The 11,829-nt window shown below is 35.3% G+C and carries 14 protein-coding genes; 5 read left to right on the top strand and 9 right to left on the bottom strand.

Going from position 1 to position 11,829, the window contains the following annotated elements:
* Positions 1 to 90: 90 nt before the first annotated feature.
* The gene (locus tag KQI76_RS02450) at positions 91 to 717 is read right to left on the bottom strand and encodes a response regulator (protein ID WP_216398715.1); all 627 of its coding nucleotides are present in this window, start codon (positions 715 to 717) and stop codon (positions 91 to 93) included.
* Complete coding sequence (locus tag KQI76_RS02445; RefSeq protein WP_216398714.1) at positions 714 to 1,772, bottom strand: sensor histidine kinase; 1,059 nt, start codon at positions 1,770 to 1,772, stop codon at positions 714 to 716. The genes KQI76_RS02450 and KQI76_RS02445 overlap by 4 nt, the downstream gene beginning before the upstream one ends.
* Positions 1,773 to 1,794: 22 nt before the next feature.
* Between KQI76_RS02445 and KQI76_RS02440 the strand changes: the two genes are divergently transcribed.
* Positions 1,795 to 2,064 (top strand): hypothetical protein, encoded by a 270-nt coding sequence (locus KQI76_RS02440; protein ID WP_216398713.1) that lies wholly within the window; start codon positions 1,795 to 1,797, stop codon positions 2,062 to 2,064.
* 8 nt (positions 2,065 to 2,072) lie between these two features.
* Here KQI76_RS02440 and liaF read toward each other — a convergent pair whose 3' ends face one another.
* From liaF to KQI76_RS02425, 3 genes are all read right to left on the bottom strand, one after another.
* Positions 2,073 to 2,834, bottom strand: a complete 762-nt coding sequence (liaF, locus tag KQI76_RS02435) for a cell wall-active antibiotics response protein LiaF (RefSeq protein WP_216398712.1) — start codon at positions 2,832 to 2,834, stop codon at positions 2,073 to 2,075.
* Positions 2,835 to 3,522: 688 nt separating this feature from the next.
* A complete protein-coding gene (locus KQI76_RS02430; protein WP_216398711.1) occupies positions 3,523 to 4,728 on the bottom strand; it encodes an ABC transporter permease in 1,206 nt (401 codons plus the stop codon).
* A gap of 4 nt (positions 4,729 to 4,732) precedes the next feature.
* Positions 4,733 to 5,467 (bottom strand): ABC transporter ATP-binding protein, encoded by a 735-nt coding sequence (locus KQI76_RS02425; protein ID WP_216398710.1) that lies wholly within the window; start codon positions 5,465 to 5,467, stop codon positions 4,733 to 4,735.
* Between the two features lie 310 nt (positions 5,468 to 5,777).
* On the opposite strand from KQI76_RS02425, the gene KQI76_RS02420 reads away from it, so the two are divergent.
* The 3 genes from KQI76_RS02420 to KQI76_RS02410 all read left to right on the top strand — a co-directional run bounded on the left by KQI76_RS02420 (position 5,778) and on the right by KQI76_RS02410 (position 7,592).
* On the top strand, positions 5,778 to 6,206 hold the full coding sequence (locus KQI76_RS02420) for an HIT family protein (RefSeq protein WP_216398709.1): 429 nt from the start codon (positions 5,778 to 5,780) through the stop codon (positions 6,204 to 6,206).
* 102 nt (positions 6,207 to 6,308) lie between these two features.
* Positions 6,309 to 6,827, top strand: coding sequence for a tryptophan transporter (locus KQI76_RS02415; protein ID WP_216398708.1), 519 nt, complete (start codon positions 6,309 to 6,311; stop codon positions 6,825 to 6,827).
* 408 nt (positions 6,828 to 7,235) lie between these two features.
* On the top strand, positions 7,236 to 7,592 hold the full coding sequence (locus KQI76_RS02410; RefSeq protein ID WP_216398707.1) for a YtxH domain-containing protein: 357 nt from the start codon (positions 7,236 to 7,238) through the stop codon (positions 7,590 to 7,592).
* Between the two features lie 105 nt (positions 7,593 to 7,697).
* Here the strand turns inward: KQI76_RS02410 and KQI76_RS02405 are convergent, their stop codons facing one another.
* The 3 genes from KQI76_RS02405 to KQI76_RS02395 form a co-directional block, all read right to left on the bottom strand.
* The gene (locus KQI76_RS02405) at positions 7,698 to 8,609 is read right to left on the bottom strand and encodes a glycine betaine ABC transporter substrate-binding protein (RefSeq protein ID WP_216398706.1); all 912 of its coding nucleotides are present in this window, start codon (positions 8,607 to 8,609) and stop codon (positions 7,698 to 7,700) included.
* A gap of 73 nt (positions 8,610 to 8,682) precedes the next feature.
* Complete coding sequence (locus KQI76_RS02400) at positions 8,683 to 9,522, bottom strand: ABC transporter permease (RefSeq protein WP_216398705.1); 840 nt, start codon at positions 9,520 to 9,522, stop codon at positions 8,683 to 8,685.
* Complete coding sequence (locus KQI76_RS02395; RefSeq protein ID WP_216398704.1) at positions 9,515 to 10,711, bottom strand: quaternary amine ABC transporter ATP-binding protein; 1,197 nt, start codon at positions 10,709 to 10,711, stop codon at positions 9,515 to 9,517. Before KQI76_RS02395 ends, KQI76_RS02400 begins: the two co-directional genes overlap by 8 nt.
* Positions 10,712 to 11,038: 327 nt before the next feature.
* Between KQI76_RS02395 and KQI76_RS02390 the strand changes: the two genes are divergently transcribed.
* On the top strand, positions 11,039 to 11,515 hold the full coding sequence (locus KQI76_RS02390; protein ID WP_216398703.1) for a GbsR/MarR family transcriptional regulator: 477 nt from the start codon (positions 11,039 to 11,041) through the stop codon (positions 11,513 to 11,515).
* A gap of 131 nt (positions 11,516 to 11,646) precedes the next feature.
* Here KQI76_RS02390 and KQI76_RS02385 read toward each other — a convergent pair whose 3' ends face one another.
* The gene (locus tag KQI76_RS02385; RefSeq protein ID WP_216398742.1) at positions 11,647 to 11,733 is read right to left on the bottom strand and encodes a YjcZ family sporulation protein; all 87 of its coding nucleotides are present in this window, start codon (positions 11,731 to 11,733) and stop codon (positions 11,647 to 11,649) included.
* Positions 11,734 to 11,829 lie beyond the last annotated feature (96 nt).

The following is an 11,829-nucleotide window of genomic DNA, read 5'->3' as shown; positions in this document are numbered from 1 at the left end:
GCTTGCTTTCCTTCAAATTCCCCAAGTGAGAGTCTTGCTGACAGTTACACTGCGATAAAATCTCTATGTAAGTATTTAAAACAGAGTCGATTACAACAAACGATGGCGATGGGCATAAACTGCTGCTTGTGTTCGATCGTGAACATCTAGCTTTCTCAATATATTACTAACATGTGTTTTTACCGTCTTTATCCCGATAAATAATTGATCTGCTATTTCCTGATTAGTTGCACCATTCGCTAGACAAATTAATACTTCAAGTTCTCTTTCTGTTAGTTGATCATGCAAAGTCAGTTGCTTTCCTTGAAAACGATTCATCACCCGATGAGCGACTTTGGGTTCAATTACATTTTCACCATGATACGCTTTTTTTATCGCACTGACAATTTCCTCAGCCGATGCCGTTTTCAATAAATAACTAAAAGCACCTGCCTCTAATACAGGGAAAATTTGTTTATCATCATAGTAACTTGTTAGAACAATCACCTTACAATCAGGAAAGACCGTTTTAATTTGCTTCGTTGCCTCAATCCCATTCCCGTTTTCCATAATTAAATCCATTAACACGACGTCCGGCTTTTTCTCTAATACAATTTCAACACCTTCATTTCCACTGCAAGCTTCACCTATCACTTGAAAGTCATCTTCTGTTTCTAAATAAGCAATGACCCCTTTCCTGACAACATCATGATCATCAATAACAATAATTCGAATCATGTATTAGCCTCCTGTCTTGGAAATGGAACACGAATATCTATATATGTCCCTTCACCTTTCTTTGTTCTTAAATTAAATTGTCCCCCGATTTCTTCACTTCGCTCTCGCATTGTTTTTAAACCATACGAAGTCTTCTTTTGATCTGCCAAAGACCAATCAAAACCATGACCATTATCAGCCAAATGGACAAAAAGATGTTCGGGCTCTTGTTTAAGGAAAATTTTAACTACCGTCGCATCGGCATGACGTAATGTATTCGATAGCCCTTCCTGAATGATTCGAAAAAGATGTTCTTCAGTAAATCTAGGCAAGTCAGTAATTTGATCAATCTTCACTTGAAATTCAATTGCACTTTTTGTTTTTAATTCAGCAATCAAATTATGAATACCATCCGTCAATGATTGATCAGATAAATGGATGGGTCTTAAATGTAACAGAAGCGCCCGCATTTCTGTTTGGGCTTTCATTGCAGTTTCTGCAAGATCTGCAACCTGTTGTTGGGCCTTTTCTGGATGTTTTTCAATTCCACGCACAACTGCCTTAGACATCATTGTTAAAGCAAAAAGTTGCTGGCTCACAGAGTCATGAAGATCACGCGCTAAACGTTGACGCTCTTCAATTGTTGCAATTTTATGTGCTCTTTCAGCATAAGCAGCCTTTTCATCCGCTAATCGCTGTAAATAATGAACTTGATCATCTAACTTTTTTGCCAACTCATTCAATTCTACTCCAATTCTAGAGACCTCACCGGCCTCCTCCAAACGAAAGCGAGAATGGTAATTTCCACGTGATAACTGCATAATCATTACCGACAAATCATCAATTTGTGATTTTAATCTCCCACTTGACCTAAAACCGATCAAAATAGCAAATATTGAACCCACCATAAAATGAACCAATGAAAACAAGATAATATTGATTTGATTAAGCCACTCCAGATCTACAGTGATATCAATAAAAGTTAACACAATAAGCAGGGTAATTGAAACAAAAAAAACCGTTGTGAGTTGTGCTTGTATATATGAATAACGAATTGAATTAAGCCTTTTAAACATGTCTTTCACCTTCCCTAGGAGGATGTTCAATAACCCTGATAAATTAAATCTTCATTTAGCCGCTGGTCCATCATTCACTGAATATTTGATGAGGGAATTAGGCCTCTACTGCCTGTTGATCCCCACACTTATCTTCCAACTGGCCTTGCAAAAACATTTGTTACGACCAAAAAAATATAATCTACAGGCCCTTAAACCAATCGGGCCCTTACTGTCAGTTGATCTCCCACTTACGATGTTTACTTTCCTTCGAATGCTTGAAGTTAGAGTCTTACTGACAGTTGCACTGTGATAAAAAATTTAAATACGATCAACCCTAATTGACCCAGCATTTAGTTTTAAATTAAAGGTGAGCTTACGAGTGGTTTCTTCATAACCTGGAGTTTCATAAGTTAACACGCGATTGATTCCTTGGGAAGTTTGCTCCATTAACACAATTTCACCAGCATGAACAGTTGCCCTTATGGAAAAGTCAATATGATCAGGCAAGATAATATTGATATCTCCAGCTAAACCATGAATTGTTATCGGTGTATTTTCATCCGGAATAAATGCTTTGGTGAAATCCATCGTATGGTCTCCAACAGCATTCCAAATATTAATAGGCTCAACCTTCCAATTTGTTGTACTATAGTTATAATCTCCGATAATTACTTTACTAGGTCTCTTATCCTGAGCAAATGATGGCTCTCTACCATTTGAATCATAGATAAACTTAAATTTACTGCGGGGGCGAATACCCAAAAAGGAAAAACCAATAAAAATCAGGATAAGTGGCCAAAGTTTATAAATATCCCAAAAACTAAAGGTAATATAATTAAATTGATCAAGTAGCAAAAGGGTACCAAATATAATTAAAAATACTGGTGTACCAAAACCATTAAACCCTTTAAATGCTTTAAAAGTCCATTTTACTCCCAATAGTATAAAGAAGCTTGGATAAATATAATGCCACCAATCAACGATCGACCATGTCACAATATCTAAGTTTTCTAAGACTAGAATAACACCTAACAAAATAATAAATATCGCTATTATATGACGAAAAAAACGACTTTGCACTTTTTATTCACCCTTTCTTTTTTACTGTCGTCCTATTCATTCTTCCTATTAATAAAGTGAAACTTCATTCGGTGGAAGCGGATGGATTTGGCTTTTACTGACTATTGCCACATCTATCATCCAATCATTCCAGTTAAACGATTAAGGTAAAGGTCTTACAATCATTTAGCCTGCGATAAACGATCCTAAACTAAAATAAAAGAATAACACTTTTTTGTACTGTAAATCCTTCACACCCCACCACTAGCAATCATTCGGATCACTACAAATATCTCCTAGATTAGCATCACTGGCCAATACTCCATATTTATTCTTGGTAATTTTTTATCAAAGGAACAAATTTAATACCAGTAAAGGTGAGATAAGTCTATTATACTAACTATTTTCATTTCTTTAAACAAACGTTAGCAGGGTTTTATCTCCGTCTTAAGAATGATTTTTCCATACTTTTTTCAAAATAAACGATAAAGTGAAACTTTAATCAATGGGGACTGGGACTAGGCTTACTCGTCCCAGCGAAAACATTTGTTACTAACAAGAAGGGGGCCCTTACTATCAGTTGATCTCCCATTTACCATACTTAGTTTTATTCGAATGCTTGAAATGGGAGTCATACTGACAGTTGCACTAGGGTGAAAAGTGATTCATCAGATCAAGTCTTACCGATTGCGTGAATCACTTTAATGATTTATTGTTTAATTTTATCAACAAGATAAATCTTACTAAAACTGATGATAAAGGCAAATCCAAGCAGGGCTGTCAAAAGAGCTTGCCAGCCTTCACCAGCTAATAAAACTGTGATTACAAATAACGAGAGTTGACCAAACAATAATTGCTCAATCAACTTCACAATCGCTTCTTGCCGGTCACTGTAATTGACGGGATAAAGTTCCTTCCATATATTAGTCCGGTGGTGATACCAAATTGAAATGAGCTGGACACCTGTCAAAAACAAGAATAAGAACACTAAACCAAGTATAATAACAGTTTGATTAAAATAAGCCAATAAGAAAATTGCAATAATAGTTAAACGGACATAAAGTCCAAAATAATCAGCTGACCGAATAAAGGTAATCTGGTACAAAAAACGATATGTATTTTTTTGCTTAAAAGGGATCTTACCGGTCAACCATTTAATTAGAAGGGCTCTCTTCTTTATTGTTGCCTTGAAATGTGGGACATCTGTAAACATACTCGCTAAGCGATAGAAAGCTTGCATTCTCTGTTGATCTTTCTCAATCAACAGATCCCAGGCTAATGCATTTCGATGACTAAAGCGATAGCCGTAGAATAGATAACCGAATAAGCCAACTGTAAATAGAAGGGCTACTAATAAATGTGTATTGATAAAACAATAAAAAATAAGAAACTGAAGCAAAAAGCGGATCGCCTTATCTTGCCAATGAACCGCCTTATCTCTTACCCTAAGCATCCACCAACTCATTAGAAAATGCCAACACTTAAAAAGAATAAGAATAAGCACAAGTGAAAAATAGCTTTTATTTGAATAGCTCACCTGATAAAGCGGAGCAAATATTGCAATGACTAGTGCGACCAAATAGAACTGGGTCAAGAAGCTATACAATAAGGTATAATTAAAATAGGTCGTTAATCTTTTCTCGGCAGGTAATAGAAAAACTAAATCAGCCTTTTTAAGTAAATTTTGGATCGGATTGTGGAGTGCGACTAGACTAAACAGCAAGCTAACAATCCAATCTGTCGGAAAATTAGCTGGTAAATGGGCTAGAAATTGCTGATAGAAAACAGCACCTGCACCAATTAGAAAAAGAATTGCAATTGCAATGTGGCCATTTAAAATATATTGAAAATAGCGGATCGTCTCTTTCAAATGAGCTTGGAATCGTTTTTTAAATAATACTTTACTCTCCATCATCATTTTACCCTTCCTCTGTTAGTTGAATATAAAGGTCATCTAATGTGGCTGTTGGCATCTGAAATTGTTCTCTCAGTTGAGCGATCGTACCTGATGCTTTAATTCCACCATCATGCAAAATAATAAAACGATCACAATAACGCTCAGCAGTAGCCAAGATATGTGTCGACATCAGAATACCCGCTCCTCTTTTTTTCTGCTCTACCATCATATCTAAAAAAGCCTTTATTCCCAATGGATCTAAACCAACAAATGGTTCATCAACAATATACAAAGGAGGTTCAACTAAAAAGGCGCACATAATCATCACCTTTTGTTTCATCCCTTTTGAAAAATGGATAGGAAACCAATTGATTTGTTTTTCTAATCGAAAAGCTTTTAACAAGCGCGGTAATCTTTGTTCAAATGTTGCCTCATCTATCTCATAAGCCATTGCGGTTAATTTCAAATGTTCAAATAGAGTTAATTCTTCATATAGTAATGGGGTTTCCGGTATATAACTAAATTGTTTACGATAAAAATCCGTATCCTCTTGATTGGTATAACCTGATATTTTAATTTCACCAGCACGTGCTTCCATTAAACCAATAATATGTTTGATTGTCGTACTTTTCCCTGCACCATTTAATCCAATCAAACCGATGATTTCCCCTTGATTAACATCAAACGATACACCATGCAAAACATCTTTATGTGTATAGCCACCTTTAAGATTTTCAATCTGTAGTAAATCTGGCATTATACTTCCTCCTAGAGCCTTTTTTATTTTCAAAGTGAAACTCCACTTAATGATTCGGTGAATAAATCGAGCTTTGGATCCCCTAAGCATCCAGTCATTTCCCTAGTATGATTGGGAGATCAATCTGCGATAAAATAAATCTAATAAGTAAAAAAGTTATCTTCATTTGACTATCGTCAATATATTTAAATTTTACCATTTTTTATTCCTAATGCAAACTAAGGCTATCTCAAAATTGTCTTTTGCTAACCCTAATCAATTAATGGTAAGATAGTGGGTATAGGAAAACTTAAAATGAGGAGTGACAGCTATGTCAGCAAATGAAGACTGCATTTTTTGTAAAATTATTGATGGTGAAATCCCGTCTGCAAAAGTATATGAAGATGAGGATGTGTATGCTTTTCTCGATATTAGCCAAGTAACTAAAGGTCATACACTCGTCATCCCAAAAGCACATGTTAAAAATATCTATCAAACAGATGAAGACATTGCAAGTCAATTATTCGCACGTGTACCAAAGATATGTCAAGCTATTGAAAAAAGCTTCAAACCAAAGGGAATAAATATATTAAGCAACACAGGTGAATTAGCAGGGCAATCTGTCTTTCATTTACATCTCCACCTGATTCCAAGATATGACCAAACAGATGGCTTCAATCCAAAATGGGTCACACATAATGATGATTATAGTTCTGAAGATCTAGCCGAAATTGCAAATTTAATTTCTCAGAATATTTAGTATTTACATTTCAATTCAATATGATATACTGAATAAAACCTTCGCATTTGGCAATTAGTGCACAAATGGAAGAAAAATGAGTTTAGCTGAGGAGAGAAGAGAATGAAAACAAAAGATTTAATACTACTTGCATTATTTATGGGCATCGGTGCTGTTCTCCATATGATTGCACCACCGATTTTATTTGGAATGAAACCTGATATCATGTTACCGATGATGTTTCTTGGGATTATCCTATTTCCAAAAGTTAATTATGTCTTGATAGTTAGTATTGCGACAGGAGTTATCTCTGCTTTAACAACTACTGCACCAGGAGGGCAAATTTCTAATCTAGTTGAAAAGCCAATCACCGCCTTTATCTTTTTTGCCTTATTTTTAATTATTCCTAAGCAGGTTAACCAAAAAGTTTCAATACCCATTTTAATTACTATCGGAACTATTGTGAGTGGATCTATCTTTTTAGTAATGGCCCTTTATGTTGTTGGTTTAATGGGGGGTTCATTTATTCCAATGTTCGTTGGCGTTGTATTGCCAGCAGTACTATTTAACGTCGTTTTCACTATGATTTTATATCCAATCATACAGTCGATTATGAAACGATCAAACTTTGAATTTGCTTAATTTGAAATATATAAGTATCCACCGGATAAACTAGTGGATACTTATTTTAATTTTCTAAGATATCATCCTTCAACATTCTCTGTTTTATCAGTCACTACTGCTGGGATTCCTCAACTGGAGATTTAACCAGCAAAGTTAAACGAAGTTCTTGAGCGAGTATTAAGTGGGGTCTCAATCCACCAATTGATAAGAATTACTTTTCATTCATGATGATCTTCTTATTTTCTTTTATCAAGAAAGCCAGAATTATACGTTTATTAGGTAGAAATACCACAGAAACTACAAGCCCACCCACTAAAAATAAGGCTTTTCTTAATTTTAGTGCTACCCTTTTAATTTTTGATGTTTGACTCAATGAATTAAAGAGAAGATAATAGTAAGTAGCAATAAGTAGAAAGGAGTATTGAAATGGCTAAAAGTAAATCAATCATGCTTGGACTATTTACGGGAGGCGTGATCAGTGCAGCTGTTACTTTATTAAACGCACCAAAATCCGGTAAAGAAACAAGAGCAGATATTAAAGCACAAATTGATGATGTTAGAGATTCAATTGAGAATGTAAAAGAAAATGGCAAGGAGCTTTCCGAACAACTAATTAAAACGTCAAAAGAAGGCGCTTTACTAATTAAAGAACTTTCATTAGATGTTAAAAATTCAATCGAAAGCTGGAAAAATACAATTGAACCACATCAAAAACAAATTCAACTTTACTTAGCTCAAATTGAAGAACGATTAAAAGAATTAGAAGATCAGACACAAACTTAAGCATAAAATGTGAAAAGGGATCTATATCATCGTCCCTTCTTCTACTGCAAATCTAGTCAATCAAAAAACTGCCGAAGCAATTTGCTTGGCAGTTTTTATCGTTACTTATTCAGCATCAGCAATCCATTCATCTACTTTGTCACGATTTGCTTCAATCCATGTTTCAGCAGCTTCTTCAGCTGATGTACCCTCTGAAATATCTAACATTACTTCTTCCATATCAGTAGCTTCCCAATGGAAGTTATCAAGGATTTGATAGGCAAGTGGGCTATCTTCCTCAAGACCTAAGCGAACCATTGTTTCGATTGTTTCAGCTTCACCAAATACATTATCTGGATCTTCTAAATACTTCAAATCGTATTCAGCAAACTTCCAGTGCGGTGTCCAACCTGTCACAACAATTGGTTCCTCATTACTATATGCTTGGCCTAATGCAGTTACCATAGCACCACTTGATGATGTTTCAACTGTCCAACCCTCTAAACCATACTCATCAACTGAGCGTTCAGCAGCTTGTACAACACCAGCGCCTGGTTCTATTGCAGTAATTGTTCCGTTAAAGTCATCTGTAAAATCATTTAAATCAGCAATTGTGTTAACGTCTTCCATATATTCAGGAACAACTAAACCTATTTTAGCGCCTTCTAAATTAACACCTAATTGATCAATTTGATCTTGATATTCTTCATAAAGATCACCATGTGTAGCTGGTAACCAAGCAGCAACCATACCATCAGCATCACCACTAGCGACAGCTTCCCACATAATCGCATTATCAATTGGAGTTGTGACAACATTATAACCTTGTTCTTCTAAAACTTTTGCAACAACATGGGTTGAAGCAACTTCTGAATCCCATTCAACATATACAAGTTCTATATTAGTTTCACCTAAATTACCATTTCCTTCTTCATCACCTGTTGCACCATTATCATTTCCTTCGCCACAAGCAACCAAAATGAGTGATAATGACAATACAAATAATAGACTTATCTTTTTCCAAGAAAATTTAAACATTAAAAAGTCTCCTTTTCAGTTATTTTATTTCTAACAATATATTTTTGTGTTTGTAAGCTTACCAAACATCAAATTATTTTTTCTGATAAATATTTTGCGTAAATCGATCCATAATGATCGCTAGAATCACAATTGAAATACCAGCTACAAAGCCCGGACCCGCTTGAGCACGTTGAAGAGCTGATAATACTGGTCGACCTAATCCTGGTGCACCAATCATTGAAGCAATAACAACCATTGACAATGACAACATCACCGTTTGGTTAACACCAGCCATGATCGTTGATTTAGCCATCGGTAATTCGACTTTAAACAAACGTTGGAAACCTGTACTACCAAATGCTTCTGCTGCCTCAACAAGCTCTGTTGATACTTGTCGAATAGCTAAGTTGGTAAATCTTATCGTTGGTGGTGTGGCAAAAATTAATGAGGCAAACACACCTGGAACCATCCCGATACTAAAGAAAGCAACAGCAGGAATCAAATAAACAAATGCAGGCATTGTCTGCATAAAGTCCAGAATCGGTAACATGATTGTTTCAAAAACTTTGTTCTTCGACATGAGAATTCCAGTTGGAACACCAATTAAAACAGATAATAGACTAGCAATCAGTACAAGTGTAAATGTGTACATTAACTCATCCCAAAGTCCTTGATTATAAATTAAAATGAGTCCAACTAACGAAAAGGTTGCTAAACCAAATTTCTTGCCTGTGATAAAGAAAGCTCCGATAAAAACAATCAACACAACAATAAATGCCGGAATCTGTGCGAGTAAATCTGCGGTCCACGACATAAAGTCACCAAATTCATTTCGAAGTGGATTAAATATAAAAGAAAATGAATTCGTAATCCAATCTACAGCAACATCAATCCAATCAGAAATTGGAATTTCAGGGATAAAATCAAACATTGATCTGCACCCCACTTTCTCTTGCTAATGCTGCCAAAACAGAACCCCTAATAATAATACCAACTAATTTCTCATCATCTACTACTGCAATTGGAATTGGTGAATCATGAATCATATCAAAGATTTCCTGCATCGGCTTGTCTCGTGCAACAGTTGGAACATCAGTATTTAACACCTTATTTAAATCACGGATGTTTTTATTTAATGCTGCGGAAGCCTCATCTGCTGTAATATACCCTTTTAAATTTCGTTTACTGTCCGTTATATATATACCAGATAGCCCTTCCTCACGCATCCGCTCAAGTGCTACACGTGGACCATGCTTATCAATATTAATTGTTTCGGGACGTCGCATAATGTTCTCAGCTACTAAAACTTTTGAACGGTCAACATCCTGAACAAAACGCTCAACATAATCATTTGCGGGATGAACTAATATTTCCTCTGGTGTACCTACTTGGACAATTGACCCATCCCTCATTAAAGCAATTCGATCACCAAGTCTCAAGGCTTCATCAAGATCATGGGTAATAAAGATAATTGTCTTTTTCATTTTTTGTTGCAAATCTATCAATTCATCCTGCATATCCTTTCTAATCAATGGATCTAATGCAGAAAAGGCCTCATCCATTAATAAAACTTCCGGATCATTCGCCAAAGCTCGTGCCAATCCAACGCGTTGCTGCATCCCACCGGATAGCTGATCTGGATATTGATCTGCATAATCGGCTAAACCAACTAAATCAAGCGCCTTTTTAGCCTTTTCCGTCCGCTCTCCTTTATCAATTCCTTGAATCTCCAATCCATATTCAGTGTTTTCTAATATCGTCCTGAAGGGAAATAAACCAAATTTTTGAAAAACCATACTTAGTTTTTCTCGGCGGACACGGCGTAAATTTTCCTTATTCATTGTAGCTAAGTTTTCCCCATCGATTGTTACACTACCTTCTGTAGGTTCAATTAAACGATTGATCAATCGAATTAGAGTTGACTTTCCACTACCCGATAACCCCATAATGACGAAGATCTCACCATCTTGCACTTCAAAAGAAGCACGGTTAACTCCGACAGTGTCCCCAGTTTGCTTTAATACTTCAGCTTTTTTCTTACCTTCATCTAAAAGCTGAAGTGATTGTTTAATATTTTTACCAAATATCTTAGATAGATTTTTCACTTCTATAACTGACAATTTCGTTCACCTCTCTTATTCAATCAGTATAAAGCTATTGTAAAGTTGTTTAAATTCTACGATCAGCTGTCTGATAAAGTCATTCACGCAAAATTTGCTACTATGATACTATACCCTTTTCCAATTCAATCATTCAAACAACAAATTCGTTTGATTTCGTACGTATTTTACGTACAGTTTAAACTGAACAAACTTTATTATGTATTTTCTTAGAATAGCTTTGTAATGCTCCAAATTCCGGTCAATTATCTGATTTCTGTTTTTCATTCAAATTGTGTATCCTATTTTATAGTGGTATATTTCACTTCAGAAAGGAGTGGCGACCTGATGACTTTAGAGCAGACGATTACAGATGAGCTGATTCATGAATTTTCAAAAACGATTGAAATGTTCGGCATCTCACCATCAGATGCAAGACTATTTACGATTCTCTATTTAAATCAGCAACCGATGACTTTGGATGAAATGAGCCAAGTTACAGGTAAAAGTAAAACTTCAGTTAATACAGGAATTCGAAATTTATTTGACCTAAACCTAGTCAAACAAGTTTGGAAAAAAGGAGTAAGGAAAAATCTTTATACAGCTGATGAAGACCTCTATCAACGCTTTATGCAAGCTTATCTAAATAAATGGATGGGACATATTAATCTACAAAAACAAACGATCACTCAAATTAGGGAAAAGGCAAACAAGCGCTCTCAAGGTGATTTAATTGAGGATCGGATTAAAAGAATGCTCAAGTTTCACTCATTAATTGAGGAAACTTTTAAAGAGATGCATAATCAAACAAAGAAAAGAATTTAAATGACTCACTTTCGGGAAAATCCCGATCAAAAAAGCTGATCTAAATTTGAAAAGACCCTTTACAACACAGGTCCTTTCAGAAGATCAGCTTTTTTTATCTCATGTTTTATTTTTTTTACAATTGGAAACTCCTAAATCCATGCCGCTCCAACGATAACTAGTAAAATAAACAAGACAACAATAAAAGCGAACCCACCATAATTTGATTGATAACTCATTTTTCTACCTCCTCCACATTTTCACTATCAACATATGTTTAACCAAAAAATTGGCATGGGCGAATCCATTATGAATAAGTAAAAACAATGGAATTT

It is taken from the genome of Amphibacillus sp. MSJ-3 (assembly GCF_018919165.1).
Taxonomy (GTDB): domain Bacteria; phylum Bacillota; class Bacilli; order Bacillales; family Amphibacillaceae; genus Amphibacillus.
This window is presented reverse-complemented; position numbering and strand designations above follow the sequence as displayed.

Excerpts from the sequence above, each read along its gene's own strand:
- KQI76_RS02450 (WP_216398715.1), bottom strand. The coding sequence starts at position 717 with ATGATTCGAATTATTGTTATTGATGATCATGATGTTGTCAGGAAAGGG.
- KQI76_RS02445 (WP_216398714.1), bottom strand. The coding sequence starts at position 1,772 with ATGTTTAAAAGGCTTAATTCAATTCGTTATTCATATATACAAGCACAA.
- KQI76_RS02440 (WP_216398713.1), top strand. The coding sequence starts at position 1,795 with ATGTTCAATAACCCTGATAAATTAAATCTTCATTTAGCCGCTGGTCCA.
- KQI76_RS02430 (WP_216398711.1), bottom strand. The coding sequence starts at position 4,728 with ATGATGGAGAGTAAAGTATTATTTAAAAAACGATTCCAAGCTCATTTG.
- KQI76_RS02425 (WP_216398710.1), bottom strand. The coding sequence starts at position 5,467 with ATGCCAGATTTACTACAGATTGAAAATCTTAAAGGTGGCTATACACAT.
- KQI76_RS02420 (WP_216398709.1), top strand. The coding sequence starts at position 5,778 with ATGTCAGCAAATGAAGACTGCATTTTTTGTAAAATTATTGATGGTGAA.
- KQI76_RS02415 (WP_216398708.1), top strand. The coding sequence starts at position 6,309 with ATGAAAACAAAAGATTTAATACTACTTGCATTATTTATGGGCATCGGT.
- KQI76_RS02410 (WP_216398707.1), top strand. The coding sequence starts at position 7,236 with ATGGCTAAAAGTAAATCAATCATGCTTGGACTATTTACGGGAGGCGTG.
- KQI76_RS02405 (WP_216398706.1), bottom strand. The coding sequence starts at position 8,609 with ATGTTTAAATTTTCTTGGAAAAAGATAAGTCTATTATTTGTATTGTCA.
- KQI76_RS02400 (WP_216398705.1), bottom strand. The coding sequence starts at position 9,522 with ATGTTTGATTTTATCCCTGAAATTCCAATTTCTGATTGGATTGATGTT.
- KQI76_RS02390 (WP_216398703.1), top strand. The coding sequence starts at position 11,039 with ATGACTTTAGAGCAGACGATTACAGATGAGCTGATTCATGAATTTTCA.
- KQI76_RS02385 (WP_216398742.1), bottom strand. The coding sequence starts at position 11,733 with ATGAGTTATCAATCAAATTATGGTGGGTTCGCTTTTATTGTTGTCTTG.